We start from the raw sequence: 17,339 nt of genomic DNA, 5'->3' as shown, positions 1-17,339 counted from the left end.
CGCCGGTCCAGGCTCCTGGCCACGAGCGGGCGGGAAGCTGCGTCCGGCGCCCCGGATCAGCCGGGTGCGTCCGGTGAACCGGACGCACCCACGGCTGCCGGCCGGCTCGCCCGCGCGAGAGCGCGGACCCGGGCGAAGTCCTCCTCGGTGAGGACGCCGTGGACGCCGGAGATCGCGGCCAGCTTCATGCCGTGCTTGAGGCCGAGCCGGTAGATCTCCTTGACCTTCACCCAGTCGATGGCCCGCCCGACCGTGAACGTCTCGTACCGCCCCTCGAGGGCCAGCGCGATCGTCTCGGCCATGCACGCGTAGGCCACGCCGTGCGGCAGACCGATGTCCCGCATGTGCACGTCCCCGGGCAGTTCGATCTCGCCCGACTGGATGACCAGCACGTCCGGGCGCCGGGCGACGTCGTCCGCCGAGAGGTCCGAGGGCAGCGCGATGTCGGTGATCACGCAGCCGGGCTTCACCCGCATGATGTCGAGCACCCGCTTGCCGGCCCCGGAGGTCGCGGTGACGATCACGTCCATGTCGCCGAGGTGGTCGTTCGGCGTGGCGGCGATGTGCAGCCGGGCCCGTGGGTGGTCCCGCTCGATCTCGTGCTTGAGGGCCAGCAGCTTTGCCGTCTCGGGCGAGATCAGCCAGAGCTCGTCGCTGGACAGCGCCAGCAGGCGCGCACAGGCCGATCCGATGGATCCGGTGGCACCGACGACCATCGTCTTGCCGTGGATCCGTCCCCGCTCGTCGACCTCGGCGAGGCCGAGCCGGTTCACCGCCTCGTGCGCCGCCCAGAGGGCTCCCGAGGCGCTGTAGCTGTTGCCGGTCGTGACGGGCAGGGGAGCTCGTTTGGCCACCGTCACGCCCGCGTCGCCGACGACCTTGGTGAACGCGCCGAGCCCCATCACCTGGGCGCCGAGCTTCTTCGCCATCTCGGCCGCCTGGAGCAGCAGCGCGTAGGTGAACTCCGGCCGGTGGGCCATGAGCTCCTTCGGCGTGCCGCCCACGGTGATCAGCCAGCCCTCGGCCTGGGCCCCGGTGGGCGAGGTGATGCCCGTGACGTGGCTGTAGGTCATCGGCGGCAGGTAGGCCAGCCCCTTCTCCACCGCGTCCATGAACAGGGGAGGCGAGAACCGGGCGATCGTCCCGAGCGGCTCCACGTTGCGGAAGAACTGCTGGGACAGCGGATGGATGACGAAGGCGAACCTGCTCTTCCGTCGCGGTCCGTTCGGGTAGAGCATCCGCGGCTGCAGCCCGGCGGAGTCGATCATGTCGAGCAGGTCGTCATCCGTCAGGCGGTCGTGGCCGGAGACCAGGGCCAGCATCATCGCCTCGAGCAGGGCGGCCGAGACCGTGACGCCCGGGAACGGCTGCGGGGTGGTGTCCAGGACCATGTCGACCCCGCGGCCGCCCAGGTCGGCGAGCCGGGCCTCCGACACCGCCGAGGTGACGACGGTCTTCCCGGTGAGGTCGTCCAGCCCGAACGCGGTCAGCTCGTCGAACGTGGCGACGACGACGTCGCAGTCGCGTGCGGCCCTGCGGGTCATCGCGTGGCTGATCCGGGTGCCCGGCCCCGCGACCGGTCCGGCCAGCCGGGCGGGTACGTCGCGGACGCGGTTCGGCAGCATCCGGAACGGCCAGGAGCCCAGGTCGACGGCGAGTCCGAGCAGGCGGTTGGCGTGCAACCGGGCCGCCAGGTCGAGCCGCAGGAGGGGGTCGGCGAACTCGAAGTTCGCGGTGAACTCCCGGAGGACCCGCGTGGCCCGCTCGTGGTGGGTCCCGCCGAGGACCACGGTCCGCGCGTTGGTGAAGTAGCCCGGCAGCTCGGTCTGCACGTGCCGGATCGCCCACTCGGTGAGCACGTCGCCGAGCGCGTGGCCGTCGGTCACCGGCACGGCGGCGGTGGCGCGCTGGATCCGGCCGACAGCCTTCGCGTCGGCACCGCCCTCGCGGGTGCCGGTGACCGCGATCGCGGACGCCTCGGCGGCCCACGTGCGGACGAGCTCCTCCGCCGCGGCGACGTCGCCTCCCGTTCCCACGCGGACGATCCGCACGCTGCGGTCGAGGAAGGTGACGAGCTCGTCGTGGTCGCGGTCCGCGCCGGTCAGGCTCACGTCGACCACCAGTGTCGGGTCGGACTCGGGCATGGCACCTCCTGAGGTGTGAGGCTGAGGCGTCCTCAGACCATCGGTGTGGAATCGATCTCCGGATGGGCGTGCATGAAGTCCAGGAGGCGGTCCGCGTAGCTCGCGAAGGCCGGGCACTCCACGCCCGTCCCCGCCAGGTCGGCGACCGTGTTCGCCGTGGAGTACGTCGTCGGGGACGCGGCGTACTCCAGGGCCTCGGCGGGCAGGCCGGAGAGGCGCTCGATCCCGGGCACGGAGCCGACGACGAACCGGACGGGCCCCAGCGGGAGGGGCACCCACACCACCCGCCGGCCCAGGTGCTCCGCGAAGGTGTCGACGAGCTGCCGCACCGTCGGCGGATGGGGGTCGGTCAGCGCGTAGGTCCGCCCGAGCGAGCGGTCCAGCACGGAGAGCTCGTCCATCGCCGCGATGACGAAGTCCTTCGGGACCACGCAGAACCGCACCTCGTCCGGATCGGCCAGCCGGGGGACGATCGCCACGAACGGCAGCCGCTGGAGGTAGGACGCGAAGAAGTAGGGGCCGTCGTACTTCTGGGTCTCCCCGGTGCGGGAGTCCCCGACGACGATGCCGGGCCGGTACACGGTTGCCGGCAGGCCGTCGGCCATCGCCGCGCGCACCCGCAGTTCGGCCTCGAACTTGCTGGCCTCGTAGTGGTTGCGGAACGACTGGCCCTCGGCCAGGGACTCCTCGGTGAAGGTGCCCTCGTACCGTCCGCTGACGTAGCACGTGCTCACGTACTGCAGCCGGTGGAGGTCGGGCAGTGACCGGCAGAAGTCGAGAACCCGTTCCGTCCCGTCGACGTTGACCCGGTGTGCGGTCCGGGCATCGACGCCCAGGTCGTAGACGGCCGCCAGGTGCCAGACCTCCGTCACGTCCCGCAGCGTGTCGAGATCGCTCCGGCCGAGGCCCAGGTCCCGTGCGGTGATGTCACCGGTCCTGAGCTCGATCCGGCCTCGCAGGCCGGGGTGGTCGGACTCCATCGTGCTGACCCGGTGCTCCGCCGTCGCCCGGTGGCGCGCCTGGACCAGGCAGACGGCCCGGACGTCCGTGCGGCGGGTGAGCAGCCGCGGGAGCAGGGCAGAGCCCAGCAGTCCGGGAAAGCCGGTCATCAGAAGAGCGGTCACGAGCGGGCCTCCTCGGGACATGGCGCAGGTGCGCCGTGTCCTCGTGTGCACCGTCTCCCACCCGGCCGGGGCCGGGGCAGGGTCCAACGCACCCCAGGAGGGGAACGTTGGCCCCCGTCACGCCCGGGCGATCGCGTCCAGCACCTGGAGCTTGGCGGCGCGCCGGGCCGGGAAGACCGCGGCCAGCACCCCGATGAGCGCCGCGACGAGCAGGAAGACGGCCATCCGCGGATAGGGCACGGCCAGCTCGGTGATGCCCTGGTCGGCGAGCGACCGGCTGAGCGCCACGCCGAACAGCGTGCCCAGCACCAGCCCGAGCACCGCGCCGTAGACGGAGATGATCACCGCCTCCAGGCGGACCATCCGGCGCAGCTGGGCCTGGCCGAGCCCGACGGCGCGCAGCAGCCCGATCTCCCGCGTCCGCTCGATCACCGACATCGCCAGCGTGTTCACGATGCCGAGCGCGGCGATGAGCACCGACAGCACGAGCATCGCGTTGATGAGCAGCAGCAGCTGGTCGACCTGGCCCTTCTGCTCGTCCTGGAACTCGGTCTGGTCCTTGAGGTTCACGATCGGATAGGCGTCGAGCACCTCGTCCAGCTGCGGGCGGACGTCGGCCGGCGACGTCCCGTCGGCGAGGTCCACGAAGAGGAACCGGTCCTGCTCGACCCCGCCGGCGCCCGCGAGCGTGTCGATCGAGACCACCGTGGAGCCGAGGACCTGGTTGGTCTCGAAGATGCCGGAGACCGTCAGCTGCTCCTGCCGGTTGTCGAGGGTCAGCACCTCCACGGTGTCCCCGACGGCCCAGCCCCGGCCCTCGGCGGTGGGCTGGTCGACGAGAACTCCGTCACCGCCCAGGCCCTCGGCCGAGCCGTCGACCCAGCTCAGCTCGACGGTCCTGGGGAGCGCGTCCGGGTCGACGCCGGTGAGCAGGCTGGTCTGCCCGTCGAGCTGGGCCTGGCCCCAGCGCAGCGGCATGACGGCGGCGACGCCGTCGACGTCGCCGACCTCCTCGGCGACATCCGGGCTGAACGGCTGGCCGACGGCGCTGGAGACGATGTACTCGGCACGCACCGAGCCGGCGATCAGCGAGTCGATGCTGGCGTTGGTGGAGGCGCCGATGACGCTGAACGCGCTGACCAGAGCCAGCCCGATCATGAGGGCCGACGCGGTGGCGGCGGTGCGCCGCGGGTTGCGGACCGCATTCTCCTGCGCCAGCCGGCCGGTGGTGCCCCAGATCCGCGGCAGCACCGCACCCACGCTGCGCAGGAACGGCTGGGCGAGCACCGGGCTGAGCGCGGTCACGCCCAGGATGAGCGCCAGGGCACCCAGGCCCACCAGCGAGGCCCCCGTCCCGCCGTCGTCGGAGAGCGTGCCGCCCACCAGCGCCGCGAGCCCGGCGAGGGAGAGCACGACCCCGAGCGCGGTGCGCCGGCGCAGCCCGCGCTGCACGTGGACGACGTCGTCGCGCATGGCGGCGACGGGGGGCATCCGCGCCGCGCGCCGCGCCGGCACGTACGCGGACACCAGCGTCACCAGGACGCCCACGGCGTAGCCCCACAGCACGGTGTCGGTCGCCAGGACCAGGGTGCCGTCGAGCGTCAGGCCGAACGAGCCGAACAACGCGCGCAGCCCCGCGGCGATCCCGTAGCCGGCGGCCAGGCCGACGGTGGCGCCGACGACCCCCACCACGAGCGCCTCACCCAGCACCGAGCGGGTCACCTGGCCACGGCTGGCGCCCAGAGCGCGCAGCAGCGCCAGCTCGCGGGTGCGCTGCGCGACCAGCATCGAGAACGTGTTGAGGATGATGAAGGTGCCGACGAACAGCGCGATCCCGGCGAAGACCAGCAGGAAGATGTTGATGAACTGCAGCGCCTCGGAGAAGTCCGCCGAGAGGCTCTCGGCCTGCTCGGAGGCGGTCTTCACGTCGTAGTCGGAGCCGACGACGGCGGCCACCCGGTCGGCCAGCACGTCGGGGTCGACGCCGTCCTCGGCGCCGACCCCGATGCCGGTGAACTGCCCGGGCTCGCTGAGCAGTTCCTGCGCGGTCGCCGTGTCGAAGGCGGTCAGCGAGGCGCCGGCCAGCCCGCCGGAGTCGCCGAAGCGGAAGGTGCCGACGAGCTCGGCCTCGACGCGGGGCCCGGGGGTGAGCAGCGTGATGGTGTCGCCCACCCGGAAGCCGGTCTCCTCCGCCGAGTTCGTGTCGATCATGACCTCGCCGGGGCCGGCGGCCGCCCGGCCGTCGACGAGCGTCGTGGGGGAGAGGGACTCCTCGGTGTCCCAGCTGATGCCGATGCCCGGCGCTCCGCCGGTGTCGAGCACCTCGCCGTCGGCGTCGAGGATGTAGACGCCCTCGGCCTGGACGTTCCCCTCGACGGCCGCGACGCCGTCGACCTCCGCGATCTCGTCGACGAGCTCGGCCGGCACGTAGGTGGCCGTCCCACCGGTGCCGGTGCCCTCGAGGCCCTGGTCGAACGCGGCCGCGCGGGTGACGTTGACGTCGGCCGCGGTGCTCCTGAACAGGTCGTTGAACGTCTTGCTCAGGGTGTCGGTGAAGATCAGCGTCCCGACGACGAAGGCGACGCCGAGCACGATGGCCAGCCCGGACAGCGCCAGCCGGACCTTGTGCGCGAGCAGGTTGCGCCAGGTGGTGCGCCACACGTCAGCGGACCCCTGCCCGCGAGGCGGCGTCGGTGGCGGCCGGCCGTGCGCCGTCGTCGGAGTCCAGCGCCTTCAGCCGCTCCAGCACGCGCTCGGCCGTGGGCTCCAGCATCTCGTCGACGATCCGGCCGTCGGCGAGGAACAGCACCCGGTCCGCGTAGCCGGCGGCCTTCGGGTCGTGCGTGACCATGACGACGGTCTGCCCCATCTCGCGCACCGAGCGACGCAGGAAGTCCAGCACGTCGGCGCCGCTGCGCGAGTCCAGGTTCCCGGTCGGCTCGTCGGCGAAGACGATGTCCGGGCGGCCGGCCAGCGCCCGCGCGCAGGCGACCCGCTGCTGCTGACCGCCGGAGAGCTCGCTGGGGCGGTGCGCCAGCCGGTCCCGCAGGCCGATGGTGTCGATGACGGTGTCCAGCCAGGCGCGGTCGGGCTTGCGGCCGGCGATGTCCATCGGCAGCGTGATGTTCTCCTGCGCGGTGAGCGTCGGGAGCAGGTTGAAGGCCTGGAAGACGAAGCCGACCCGGTCGCGGCGGAGCACGGTCAGTGCCTTGTCGTCCAGCGTGCTCAGGTCGACGTCGCCGATGTACGCCTGGCCGGAGGTCACCGAGTCCAGCCCCGCCATGCAGTGCATGAGCGTCGACTTGCCCGATCCGGACGGGCCCATGATCGCGGTGAACCGGCCGCGCGGGAAGTCGACGTCGACCCCGTCCAGCGCGACCACGCGGGTGTCGCCCTCGCCGAAGATCTTCGTCAGGGAACGACCGCGGGCCGCCGGGGGAGTGGCGGGCGATCCGGGGAGGGACACGGGAGCTCCTGGAGAGAGGGGACGTCGGCGGCCTGCGGCCAGGACGGTAGAGGGGACCTCCGACAGACCGGTAGGGCTTTTCGGTTCCGGTCGGTGGGGGCCCTTCGTCCGCCGCGCTGCTCGACGGTCGGGTACGCAGCTGCGGCCCCCGTGACGGCACGGTGACGGGTCCGCGGGAGCCTTCGGCGACGGGCGGGCAGGAGCACGCGTCCCGGAGGAGGAGGCGGATGCCCGGGGAACCGCGGAACCGGCCGTTCATCCGGAACAGCATGGTCGCCGACGCGCTCATCGACCCCGACGAGCGTGCGCGGATCGGGCTGTCCCGGGACGATGCGGATCCGGTGCCGGTCGTCGTCGAGCTCAACCTCGAGCACGCCGGGGGGCTGACCGCCGCCGTCACCGCCTTCGAGGCCGAGTGGCGGGAGGTCACCGACGCGCGGGCGGTGCGCATCGCCGACACCTACTACCGCGGCCTGATGTCGGTCGAGCAGGTGCGCGAGCTGTGCCGGATCGACCTCGCCCACGAGGACCGCCGGGAGCGCGCGATCTACCGGATCTGGCCGGACTTCCCGGTGGAGCCGCTGGTCGACCGGTCGGTGACGACGGTCAAGGCGGATGCGGCCGGCCGCGCGTACGACGCGATGGGCCGCGGGATCACCTGGGCGGTCATCGACTCCGGCGTCGACGGGCGGCATCCGCACCTCGCGTCCGTCCTGGACGGCGACGTCCGCGGCCTGCACCGCGACTTCACCAAGGACGAGCCGGACATCGACGGCGCCCTGGTGGACGGGTTCGGGCACGGGACGCACGTGGCCGGGATCATCTCCGGCGGGCTGGCCGCGACCGCGCCCTACCTCGCCGGGGAGTACCAGTTCGATCCGGCCCACCCGCGCACCGGGCGGCTGCAGCGCCGGACGGTCGACTCGCCGGCGCAGTTGCACGGCGTCGCCCCGCTCACCGAGCTGGTGAGCCTGAAGGTGCTCGACGACGACGGCGCGGGCAGCTCGATGAACATCGTCCGGGCGCTCGAGTACGTCCGGAAGGAGCTCAACGGGCAGAGCAAGCTGATGCGCGTCCAGGGGGTGAACCTCAGCGTCGGGTACGAGTTCGACGCCGCGTGGTTCGCCTGCGGCCAGAGCCCGCTGTGCGTGGAGGTCGACCGGCTGGTCCGGTCCGGGGTGGTCGTGGTGGTGGCCGCGGGCAACACCGGCTACGCGGTGCTGAGCTCCAGCCAGCGCCAGACGAAGGTCGGCGTCCCGATGACGATCAACGACCCCGGGAACGCGCGGCTGGCGATCACCGTCGGGGCGACCCACCGGCACATGCCGCACACCTACGGCGTCTCCTACTTCTCCTCCAAGGGCCCCACGGGGGACGGCCGGTCCAAGCCCGACCTCGTCGCACCGGGCGAGCGCATCACGTCCTGCGCGGCGGGACGCAACCGCGCGCCGCTGCTCGAGCTGCTCGGCGACGACGCCGAGGAGTGCGCGCTCTACATCGAGGACAGCGGGACCAGCATGGCGGCCCCGCACGTGTCGGGGGCCATCGCCGCGTTCCTCTCCATCCGGCGGGAGTTCATCGGTCAGCCCGAGGAGGTGAAGCGGATCTTCTGCCGATCGGCGACGTCGCTGGACCGCGAGCCCTACTTCCAGGGCAACGGGCTGGTCGACCTCATGCGCGCGATCCAGTCCGTGTAGCCGGCCGGGTGCAGCCCGCCCGGCGTGACGCGCGGGTGACGCCGCGGTGATGCGCGGTCCCGACGCTGGGAACGCGGTCCTCCGCGCGGCGGCGGACCACCGGAACCGCGCCGATCCGAGGAGACCAGCATGCGCACGTACACCGTTCTGCGGGACATGGCGTCGGCCAGGACCGACGAGCCCTACGGAGGAGCGGCCGCGGCGGGTGCGCCGGATCTGGGCTCGGTGGGCCTCCGGGTGGACGTCGAGAGCCTGGACAAGGCAGACGTCCGTGCGATCGGCCGGGACCCCGAGGTCCGGGCCATCGCCCCGGTGATGCCGACGCGGCTCGTGCACCCGGTCGGAGAGGCGGAGGACGGCCCGGCGACCGCGGCGGGCCCGACGTGGGGCGTCACCGCCGTCCGGGCGGACCGCTCGTCGCGCACCGGGGCCGGGGTGGTCGTGGCCGTCCTCGACACCGGCATCGACGCGGCGCACCCCGCTTTCGCGGGCGTGCAGCTGACCCAGATGGACTTCTCCGGCTCGGGCGACGGCGACAAGCAGGGGCACGGGACGCACTGCGCCGGCACGGTCTTCGGCCGGGACGTGGGCGGCACCCGCATCGGTGTGGCCCCGGGCGTCGGCCAGGCCCTGATCGGCAAGGTGCTCGGCGACAACGGCAGCGGCGACTCCGACATGATCTTCCGCGGCATCCAGTGGGCGCTGGACAACCACGCGCAGGTCGTGTCGATGTCCCTCGGGTTCGACTTCCCCGGCATGGTCCAGGACCTCGTGGGCAGGGACTGGCCCGCCGACCTCGCCACCTCCGCGGCGCTGGAGGCCTACCGCGCCAACCTGCGGATGTTTGACGCGCTGATGGCGCTGGCCCGCGGTCGGGAGCCGTTCGGGGGCGGGTGCGTGTTCGTGGCGGCGGCGGGCAACGAGAGCCGGCGCTCGGTGAACCCGGACTACGAGATCGCCGTGTCCATCCCGGCGGCCGCCGACGGCGTGGTGTCGGTCGGCGCGCTGGGGGAGGGAGCCGGGGGGCTGCAGGTGGCCCCCTTCTCCAACACGTTCCCGCAGGTCAGCGGCCCGGGCGTGAAGGTGCTGTCGGCAAAGGTGGGCGGTGGCCTGCAGAGCCTCATCGGCACGAGCATGGCGACGCCGCACGTCGCCGGGGTGGCCGCGCTGTGGTGGGAGGAGCTCGTCGCGGCGAACCTCCCGCTTTCGGCGCGGGCTGCCCTCGCCAAGCTGCTGGCCACCGCCACGACCACCGGCCTGGCAGCGGGCGTCGACCCGGCCGACCGCGGGCTGGGGATCGTGCAGGCGCCCTGAGTCCGGGGCCGTCGCCCGGGCGGGTGTCGCACCGACGGGGGAGTGCCCGGCCGGCAGGCGGGGGTGACCATGGGCGTCCACGACCGTCCCGGGGCGTGGACGCCGGCCCGCCTCCCGCGCCGGCGACGAGCCCGACGGACGGTGACCGTGGACAGCGACCGCAGCGCCGCGCTGGTCGTCCGCGTCTGGGTCGAGCGCGGTTCGGGGGACTTCCGCGCCCGCCTCACGGGCACGCCGACGTCCCCCGGGAGTGCGGCGCCCGAGGAGCCCGCGGTCGTGCTGGCGTCGTCCCCGGACGGCGTGGTGGACGCCGTGCGGGCCTGGCTGGCCGAGTTCCTCGGGGACGCGCCCGGGACGATTGACAGCGGCGGCTGAGCGCTCGACGATTCGCAGTCGGCGGCACCTGAACACCTGGGTCCCGGACCGATGGTGCCCCCTGGGGTGGCCCCATGGCGCTCGCGACGACTCCCTCGGTGAGGCTGCTCGGCGGCTTCGCGCTGCGGACCGCCGATGGCAGCTCCCTGCCCGGTCCCGATCCGCCGCGGGCGGTCCAGCGCCTGCTGGCGCGGCTCGCCCTGTCCCGCTGCCCCGACCGCGACGTCCTCGCCGGCCGCCTCTGGCCCGAGGTGCCGGAGGATCGAGCGCACGCGAACCTGCGCTCGACCCTGTGGCGGCTCCGGCAGCTGGCCCCCGGCCTGGTGGAGGGGACCGGTACGGCGCTGGTGCTGGCCGGTGGCGTGCGCGTCGACGCGCACGACCTCGAGGCCTGGGCGGCGCGGGTGACCGACCCGCGCACGGGCGACGGCGGGCTGACGGTCCCCGGCCCCGAGCTGCTCGGTCGGTTGCTGCCCGGCTGGCCGGAGGAGTGGGTGGTGCTGGAGCGGGAGCGGCTGCGCCAGTTGCGGCTGCACGCGCTGGAGCTGCTGGCCGACCGGCTGACGGCCGCCGGGCGCCCCGGCGAGGCCGTGCGGGCGGCGGGAGCCGCCGTCCGGGAGGAGCCGCTCCGGGAGAGCGCGCACCGGTCGCTCGTCCGCGCCCGCCTGGCCGCCGGGGACGAGGAGGGCGCGCGCCGGGTCTACGAGCGGTTCCGGCAGCTGCTGGCCGTCTCGCTGGGTGCCGCCCCGAGCCCGTCCATGACCGGGCTGCTGGCCGGTGCGTCGTCGGGCAGCAGGGGCGGGCCGACGTGACCACCGGGCCGAGCGTCTGGCTGCTCGACGGCTTCCGCGTCTCGCCGGACGGCGGGCCGGCGGTGGGCGGCCTTCCGCACGGCGTCCAGCGGGTGATCGCGCACCTGGGCCTGTGCCGGCGACCGGGGCGCGAGGCGATCGCCGGGCAGCTGTGGCCCGACGTCCCCGAGGCGCGCGCTCACGGCAGCCTGCGGTCGGCGCTGTGGCGGGTGCAGAAGGCGGTGCCCGGCCTGGTGGAGGTGACCGGCGACGGGCTCGCGCTCGCGCGCGGGGTCCGGGTCGACGTCCGCGAGCTGGTCGGCTGGGTGCACGCCGTCCTGGACCCGGCGGTGCCGCTGGCGCGCATCGACCGGCCGGTGACCGCGGTCGCGGGCGATCTCCTGCCCGGCTGGTACGACGACTGGGTGCTGCTCGAGCGGGAGCGGCTGTGCCAGCTGCGGATGCACGCGCTCGAGGCGCTGGCCGATCGGCTGATCCGCGCGGGGCGGCACGGCGAGGCGGTGCAGGCGGCCTACGCGGCGGTCCGCGATGAGCCGCTCCGGGAGAGCGCGCACCGGGTGCTCGTCCGGGCCCACCTGGCGGAGGGGAACCTCGCCGAGGCGATCGGTGCCTACGTCGCCTTCCGGGATGCGCTCGGGCGCGAGCTCGCGGTCGCGCCCACCGCGCAGATGCAGGCGCTCGTCGCCCCGTGGTGCGGGCGACCGGCGCCTCCGGCCCGGGACCGGGCCGCAGTGCCGCGGGCGCGGACGGCGACCGGCGGGCGCCGGGCGGCGGGGGTGACGGCGCGTTGACGGTCCGGTGACGCAGGAGGCGGAGGCTCGGCGGGATCCCAGCCCGCGCCCAGAGACGGTGGTGTCCCGCCATGACCAGTTCCGGATCGTCCGGTCCGACCCTGTCGACGACGGTCGACGAACTCCTGGCGGCCGCACAGGAGAGCGGCGCCGACGGCCTCGAGACCGGCCGCTACATCGCGACCTTCCACGAGGACGCCCTGGAGGCCGGCATCCAGGGCCTGGGTGCCAGCGGCCTGCGGATGGCCGACGCCCGTGACTTCGACGCCCAGGCCGTCGCCCTGGGCGACGTCGGGGACGCCGAGGTGCTGGTCTTCCCGGAGATCGGGGCGGCCGTGCTCAGCGGCCCGGCGGCGACGGAGCGGGGCATGACCGCAGCGGCCGCGATCGCGTCCGACAGCCCCATCCAGACGATCGAGCCCGAGTACTTCGTCTTCGCCGAGCAGGACCTCGTCGAGACGCTGCGCACCCGTACCGCGGCCCAGGACAACGACCGGGTCATCGACTACCTGCGCGGCTTCGTCCAGGCGGCCGAGGTCATCGCCCGCGACCTCGGCACCGGCCTGGCGCACACCGACGGGGCCGACGCGGAGGAGGAGATCCTCGCCGTGGACGCCACCTGGGGCTGGTGGCGTGCCGGGTGCCCGCGAGCCGGCGCACCGGGGCCGGCATCCGGGTCGCCGTGCTCGACACCGGCCTGGACCTGGGGCACCCCGACTTCGCCGGGCGGCAGATCGCCGGGCAGAGCTTCACCGGCGAGCCCGTGCAGGACCGGCACAGTCACGGCACGCACTGCATCGGCACCGCCTGCGGCCCGAAGTCGCCGGCCGGCACGGCGCCGCGGTACGGCATCGGCTCCCGGTCCTCGATCTACGCGGGCAAGGTGCTGTCCAACAGCGGTTCGGGCGCCACCGCCGGCGTGCTGGCCGGGATGAACTGGGCGATCGCCAACCGCTGCGAGGTCATCTCGATGTCGCTGGGCTCGCAGGCACCGGTCCAGGCCGCGTACACCGCGGCGGGGCGGGCCGCCCTGGCCAACGGCTGCCTGATCGTGGCCGCCGCGGGCAACGCCGCCGCGGCGACCGGCGCCCCGGCGAACTCGCCGACGATCCTGTCGGTCGCCTCCCTGGACCAGACGCTCACGCCGTCGTCGTTCTCCAACTCCGGCAAGGTGGAGATCGCCGCCCCGGGGCGGGACGTCTTCTCCTCGGTGCCGCGGCCGACCCGGTACGGCACGAAGAGCGGGACGAGCATGGCCACCCCGCACGTCGCCGGCTGCGCCGCCCTCTGGGCGCAGTCCTCGGCGTCCCTGCGCGGTCCGCAGCTGTGGCGCAAGCTCCTCTCCTCGGCCCGGCAGCTCCCGCTGCCGGCCGGCCGGGTGGGGGCCGGGATGGTCCAGGCTCCCTGAGGCCCGTCGAGGAGGACGCCGTGGACGGCACCGTGCGCTGGGTGGTCACCACCGACGGGCAGCGGGATCTCGCGGAGGTCGCCGCCGAGCTGGCGGGGCAGGGGCTGGACACCGAGCAGGTGCTGGACGGGATCGGCGTCATCGTCGGGGCGGCGGCCGCCGACGCCGGGGACAGGCTGCGCGCCGTCCCCGGCGTGGCCGCCGTGGAGGAGGAGGCCCCGGCCGTCGACGTCGGGCCGCCGGACTCACCGACGACCTGGTAGCCGCCGGTGGTGACGGGTCGTTGACGCCGTCCGAGGAGCGTGGGGTACCCGCCAGCCCTCGAGGAGTGGATGACCGTGACCGTGACCCAGCCGCGCACCGGCGGACGCACCGCCGCCCCGCCACGCACCGGTGGACGCCAGACTTCCGCGCCCCTCGCACCGATGCAGGTCCAGGGCGAGAACCCGGCCGCCGACGCCGGGGCCGGCGCACGCGCTGTCGCCAACCTCTACGGCGCCTTCAGCATCGAGACCTTCTGCAGCGTCGGCCCGCTGAGCCTGACCCACGACGACACGGCGGGGTTCCTCCAGTACACCGAGCAGTTCACCCCCCGGAACTACTGGTACCAGGACGCCGGGGTGCAGGCCTGGGCCTACTACGAGGACTACGACAACTGGCAGGACACCTACGGCACGGACGCCGTGACCACCGTCTACCACTGCGGGCACGGCGGCATGGACGCCAACGGGGTGTTCTACGTGCCGATGGGCTCGGCCTGGGCCGGCAACGACTGCACGGCCACCTCGACCAACATGCGGCTGGGCAACGAGCGCGCCCGGTACGTGTTCTGGTCCACCTGCGAGTCCCTCCGGGTGCTCGGGGGCCACAGCCCCATCCGCACCTGGGCGGCGGCCAACCAGGGCCTCCGGATGATCTTCGGGTTCGAGACCGTCAGCTGGGACGACGCCCGGTACGGATCCGGCTTCTGGAACCACTGGCGGCGTGGGGAGAGCCTGACGTCGGCCTGGCTGAACTCCAGCTGGGACATCGCGCACGACCAGGCGCCCAGCGTCTCGGCCAACGGCGCCACCCAGCAGGAGGCGCAGAACCGGCTGGACAACGAGCGGTTCTTCGACCGTGCCCGCGCCAGCACCGCGTGGTGGCAGTGGCGCTGGTACAACACCCGGGCCAGTGCGGTCCGGGAGGGCGTGCACGCGCTTCCGGGCGATCCGCGTCGGGCGGTCCTGGCGCCGGTGGGCGCCCGCTCGCTGGGCGACCTGGCCGACCGGTTCCGCGTGGACCGCGCCCAGGTGCAGCAGGGCCCGGGCCTGCTGTCCATCGGTGCGGACGAACGCCGGCTGCACATCGGTGACGACGGCGTCCTCAGTGCCACCCTGGCCGAGGCCGACCGGGAGAACCGCACCCCGCTCGCCCGCGCCGAGGCCACGGCGATGGCCGAGGGCGCCGTGCGTTCCTACGGCCTCGACGCCGACGGCACGCTCGTCCTGGACCGGGTGGTCCCCGTGATGGAGGCGGGCGGGACCGACACCGGTGACGGGCACGTCGACGAGCCCGTCACGACCGCGACCATGATCCAGTTCCGCCAGCTCATCAACGGGCTGCCCGTCCTCACACCGGGCGCCGGCGCCGTCCGCGTCACCGTGGACAACAGCGGGACCGTCACCCACCTGCAGGCCGGCACGCGGGCGGTCGAGCAGCTCTCCGACCGGCCGCGCTCGATGGCCGCGGCCCCGGTCCCCCCTGGCACCCGCGCCACCGCGGACGACGGGCCGCTGGACCCCGAGATCGCGCTGGGTCGTGCGTTCAGCCGGCGGCTGCGCGACCTCGTGGCGCGCGGTGGCGCGCCGACGGGGTATGCCGTCGTCCCGGGGACGACGGAGGTCGGCTACGAGATCGACGGCTCCGAGGCCACCGTGGTGGCCCGCCGGGCGATGGAGCTGGAGTTCGAGGGCGGCTACCGCAAGCGCTACTGGGTGACGGCCACGCTCTTCGGCTGATCGGGCTCTTCGGCTGATCGGGCGGGACCGGGATGGCGCGGTGGGGCAGGTCGGACGTCGAGGCCGTGCTCGCCGGGCCGTCCCGGTCCCTCAACGGTGCGGATCTGCAGGGCGCCGACCTGTCGGGGCTGCCCCTGGCCGGGGTCGACCTGGCCTACGCCCAGCTGGCGGACACCGACCTCGAGGGGGCGGATCTGCGGGGCGCGATCCTGTTCGCCGCCCGGGCACCCGGGGTCCGGCTGAAGGACGCCGACCTGCGGGGCGCGAACCTGACCGCGGCCGATCTCACCGGAGCCGACCTGCGGGGTGCCCGGTTCGACGGCGCCACGCTGACCGGCACCGACGTCACCGGCGCGGTGCCGGACCGGCTCCTCGAACTGGCCGCCCGCGGTGCCATCGACCGCCGGGCCGCCCCCGGCTGAGGTCCACCGGTTCCGTGGCGACGCGACGGTGACGCCGGGGTGACGCGCTCAGGCGACCGTCGAGGCTGCGAGGACGCGGGAACCTCTGGGGGGAGACGCCATGACAACGCCGAACGAGGTGTCGCCGGGCACCGGGATGCACACGGAGGCCGGCACGGGTGCCGGGACCGACACCGCTCGGGTCGGGCATTCGTCGGCGGCGAAGGCGTGGGCGGCGGCCGTCTACAGCGCCACCCTCGCGTTCCTCTCCTCGCTGCTCACCGCCCTCGGGGGCGCGGACACCGGCTTCGATTCCGTCACCGCGGGCCAGTGGCTCACCGCCGTGATCTCGGCGATGGTGGCGTTCGGCGGGGCCGCCGGCCTCACCTACTACGTGCCCAACCGGCCGCGCTGAGGCCGCGGCCGGTCACAGCCCCAGCTCGGTGAGGCCCGGATGGTCGTCCGGGCGCCGGCCCTGGGGCCAGGAGAAGAGCCGGTCGCCCTCGGCGAGGGGGAGGTCGTTGATGCTGGCGTGCCGCTGCCGCATCAGCCCGTGCTCGTCGAACGCCCAGTTCTCGTTGCCGTAGGAGCGGAACCACTGCCCGGCCTCGTCGTGCCACTCGTAGGCGAACCGAACGGCGAGGGAGTCGCCGTCGACCGCCCACAGCTCCTTGATCAGCCGGTACTCCAGCTCGCGCGCCCACTTGCGGGTCAGGAACGCCACGATCTCGTCCCGGCCGCGCACGAACTCCGCACGGTTCCGCCACCTCGAGTCCGCCGTGTAGGCGCCGGCGACCTTCGCGGGGTCGCGGGTGTTCCACGCGTCCTCGGCCAGCCGCACCTTCTGCACCGCGGTCTCCCGCGTGAACGGGGGCAGCGGGGGGCGGGTCACGAGGTCTCCCCGCCGCCGCGCGGCGAGCGGGCGAGGAAGTCGGTGGCGATCTGGTCGAAGGTGGCCCAGCGGACGCCGTCGTGACCGTTGATGTGCTCGATGAGGCGCTCGAGCATGAGCAGCACCTGCGGCCGGCCGGAGACGTCCGGGTGGATCGTCATCGTGAAGACCGCGTAGTCCATCTCGCGGTACACCCAGTCGAACTGGTCGCGCCACAGCTGCTCGATGTCCCGCGGGTTCACGAAACCGTGGCTGTTCGGGCTGGACTTGATGAACATCATCGGCGGCAGGTCGTCGAGGTACCAGTTCGCCGGGATCTCGACCAGGTCGGTCTCCTCGCCGCGGACCAGCGGCTTCATCCAGCTCTCGGCCGACGCGTCGTAGTCGATCTTCGTCCAGGAATCCCCGACCCGGACGTAGTAGGGCTCGAAGTCCCGGTGCATGAGCGAGTGGTCGTAGGCGATGCCGCGCTCGAGCAGCAACTCGTTGGTGACCCCGCTGAACTCCCACCACGGCGCCACGTAGCCGGTGGGACGCCGGCCGGTCCGCGTCTCGATGAGCTCGATGCAGCGGTCCAGGACGTCCCGCTCCTGCTCGCGGCTCATCGCGATCGGGTTCTCGTGGCTGTAGCCGTGGACGCCGATCTCGTGCCCGGCCGCGACGCAGGCGTCGAACTCCTCCGGAAACGTCTCGATCGAGTGCCCCGGCCAGAAGAAGGTCTGCGTCAGACCGTTCCTCCGGAACAGCTCGAGCAGCCGCGGGACGCCGACCTCGCCGGCGAAGACGCCGCGGGAGATGTCGTCCGGGGAGTTCTCCCCGCCGTACGAGCCCAGCCAGCCTCCGACGGCGTCGATGTCGACGCCGAAGGCCACGAAGATCTCCTTGCTCATGGTGCGCTCCTTCCGGTGGCTCGCC

Annotated in this window: 17 protein-coding genes; 10 read left to right on the top strand and 7 right to left on the bottom strand. The window is 73.7% G+C overall.

Annotated elements, in window-relative coordinates:
* Positions 1-56: 56 nt before the first annotated feature.
* The 4 genes from CRP29_RS11595 to CRP29_RS11580 form a co-directional block, all read right to left on the bottom strand.
* Positions 57-2,144 (bottom strand): dehydrogenase, encoded by a 2,088-nt coding sequence (locus tag CRP29_RS11595; RefSeq protein ID WP_097195193.1) that lies wholly within the window; start codon positions 2,142-2,144, stop codon positions 57-59.
* 32 nt (positions 2,145-2,176) lie between these two features.
* Complete coding sequence (locus tag CRP29_RS11590; RefSeq protein ID WP_217991560.1) at positions 2,177-3,268, bottom strand: SDR family oxidoreductase; 1,092 nt, start codon at positions 3,266-3,268, stop codon at positions 2,177-2,179.
* A gap of 117 nt (positions 3,269-3,385) precedes the next feature.
* The gene (locus tag CRP29_RS11585) at positions 3,386-5,929 is read right to left on the bottom strand and encodes an ABC transporter permease (RefSeq protein ID WP_097195191.1); all 2,544 of its coding nucleotides are present in this window, start codon (positions 5,927-5,929) and stop codon (positions 3,386-3,388) included.
* Position 5,930: 1 nt separating this feature from the next.
* Positions 5,931-6,734 carry an ABC transporter ATP-binding protein gene (locus CRP29_RS11580; protein ID WP_217991559.1) on the bottom strand — a complete coding sequence of 268 codons (804 nt, stop codon included), beginning with the start codon at positions 6,732-6,734 and terminating at the stop codon, positions 5,931-5,933.
* A 227-nt stretch (positions 6,735-6,961) separates the two neighbouring features.
* Here CRP29_RS11580 and CRP29_RS11575 point away from each other — a divergent pair, with 227 nt between their 5' ends.
* From CRP29_RS11575 to CRP29_RS11555, 5 genes are all read left to right on the top strand, one after another.
* Positions 6,962-8,431 carry a S8 family peptidase gene (locus tag CRP29_RS11575; protein ID WP_097195189.1) on the top strand — a complete coding sequence of 490 codons (1,470 nt, stop codon included), beginning with the start codon at positions 6,962-6,964 and terminating at the stop codon, positions 8,429-8,431.
* Positions 8,432-8,560: 129 nt separating this feature from the next.
* Positions 8,561-9,745, top strand: a complete 1,185-nt coding sequence (locus CRP29_RS11570) for a S8 family peptidase (protein WP_097195188.1) — start codon at positions 8,561-8,563, stop codon at positions 9,743-9,745.
* Positions 9,746-9,886: 141 nt separating this feature from the next.
* A complete protein-coding gene (locus tag CRP29_RS11565; RefSeq protein ID WP_097195187.1) occupies positions 9,887-10,120 on the top strand; it encodes a hypothetical protein in 234 nt (77 codons plus the stop codon).
* A gap of 74 nt (positions 10,121-10,194) precedes the next feature.
* Positions 10,195-10,932 carry an AfsR/SARP family transcriptional regulator gene (locus CRP29_RS11560; protein WP_141437111.1) on the top strand — a complete coding sequence of 246 codons (738 nt, stop codon included), beginning with the start codon at positions 10,195-10,197 and terminating at the stop codon, positions 10,930-10,932.
* Positions 10,929-11,723 (top strand): AfsR/SARP family transcriptional regulator, encoded by a 795-nt coding sequence (locus CRP29_RS11555; protein ID WP_097195186.1) that lies wholly within the window; start codon positions 10,929-10,931, stop codon positions 11,721-11,723. Before CRP29_RS11560 ends, CRP29_RS11555 begins: the two co-directional genes overlap by 4 nt.
* 172 nt (positions 11,724-11,895) lie before the next feature.
* On the opposite strand, the gene CRP29_RS23020 is transcribed toward CRP29_RS11555, so the two are convergent.
* A complete protein-coding gene (locus CRP29_RS23020) occupies positions 11,896-12,225 on the bottom strand; it encodes a hypothetical protein (protein ID WP_217991558.1) in 330 nt (109 codons plus the stop codon).
* Positions 12,226-12,351: 126 nt separating this feature from the next.
* On the opposite strand from CRP29_RS23020, the gene CRP29_RS23015 reads away from it, so the two are divergent.
* The 5 genes from CRP29_RS23015 to CRP29_RS11530 all read left to right on the top strand — a co-directional run bounded on the left by CRP29_RS23015 (position 12,352) and on the right by CRP29_RS11530 (position 15,947).
* Positions 12,352-13,131 carry a S8 family serine peptidase gene (locus CRP29_RS23015; protein WP_342745225.1) on the top strand — a complete coding sequence of 260 codons (780 nt, stop codon included), beginning with the start codon at positions 12,352-12,354 and terminating at the stop codon, positions 13,129-13,131.
* 20 nt (positions 13,132-13,151) lie between these two features.
* Positions 13,152-13,394: a hypothetical protein gene (locus tag CRP29_RS11545; RefSeq protein ID WP_097195185.1), complete on the top strand. Its 243-nt coding sequence runs from the start codon at positions 13,152-13,154 to the stop codon at positions 13,392-13,394.
* 75 nt (positions 13,395-13,469) lie between these two features.
* A complete protein-coding gene (locus CRP29_RS22730; protein ID WP_176522931.1) occupies positions 13,470-15,131 on the top strand; it encodes a DUF6345 domain-containing protein in 1,662 nt (553 codons plus the stop codon).
* Between the two features lie 32 nt (positions 15,132-15,163).
* Entirely contained in the window at positions 15,164-15,553 is a 390-nt protein-coding gene (locus CRP29_RS11535) for a pentapeptide repeat-containing protein (RefSeq protein WP_097195183.1), read from the top strand.
* Positions 15,554-15,653: 100 nt separating this feature from the next.
* A complete protein-coding gene (locus CRP29_RS11530; RefSeq protein WP_097195182.1) occupies positions 15,654-15,947 on the top strand; it encodes a hypothetical protein in 294 nt (97 codons plus the stop codon).
* Positions 15,948-15,959: 12 nt separating this feature from the next.
* Here the strand turns inward: CRP29_RS11530 and CRP29_RS11525 are convergent, their stop codons facing one another.
* Together CRP29_RS11525 and CRP29_RS11520 are read right to left on the bottom strand one after the other, a co-directional pair.
* Positions 15,960-16,424, bottom strand: a complete 465-nt coding sequence (locus CRP29_RS11525) for a nuclear transport factor 2 family protein (protein ID WP_097195181.1) — start codon at positions 16,422-16,424, stop codon at positions 15,960-15,962.
* Positions 16,421-17,314, bottom strand: coding sequence for a polysaccharide deacetylase family protein (locus CRP29_RS11520; protein WP_097195180.1), 894 nt, complete (start codon positions 17,312-17,314; stop codon positions 16,421-16,423). The genes CRP29_RS11525 and CRP29_RS11520 overlap by 4 nt, the downstream gene beginning before the upstream one ends.
* Positions 17,315-17,339 lie beyond the last annotated feature (25 nt).

Source organism: Blastococcus aggregatus, assembly GCF_900221005.1.
Classification (GTDB): Bacteria; Actinomycetota; Actinomycetes; order Mycobacteriales; family Geodermatophilaceae; genus Blastococcus; species Blastococcus aggregatus.
Note: the sequence above shows the minus strand (reverse complement) of the source record. Positions and strands in the feature narration are given on the sequence as shown.

Coding starts and splice junctions, on each gene's coding strand:
- CRP29_RS11570 (WP_097195188.1), top strand. CDS start 8,561: ATGCGCACGTACACCGTTCTGCGGGACATGGCGTCGGCCAGGACCGAC.
- CRP29_RS23020 (WP_217991558.1), bottom strand. CDS start 12,225: ATGACCCGGTCGTTGTCCTGGGCCGCGGTACGGGTGCGCAGCGTCTCG.
- CRP29_RS11530 (WP_097195182.1), top strand. CDS start 15,654: ATGACAACGCCGAACGAGGTGTCGCCGGGCACCGGGATGCACACGGAG.
- CRP29_RS11575 (WP_097195189.1), top strand. CDS start 6,962: ATGCCCGGGGAACCGCGGAACCGGCCGTTCATCCGGAACAGCATGGTC.
- CRP29_RS11520 (WP_097195180.1), bottom strand. CDS start 17,314: ATGAGCAAGGAGATCTTCGTGGCCTTCGGCGTCGACATCGACGCCGTC.
- CRP29_RS11595 (WP_097195193.1), bottom strand. CDS start 2,144: ATGCCCGAGTCCGACCCGACACTGGTGGTCGACGTGAGCCTGACCGGC.
- CRP29_RS11560 (WP_141437111.1), top strand. CDS start 10,195: ATGGCGCTCGCGACGACTCCCTCGGTGAGGCTGCTCGGCGGCTTCGCG.
- CRP29_RS11535 (WP_097195183.1), top strand. CDS start 15,164: ATGGCGCGGTGGGGCAGGTCGGACGTCGAGGCCGTGCTCGCCGGGCCG.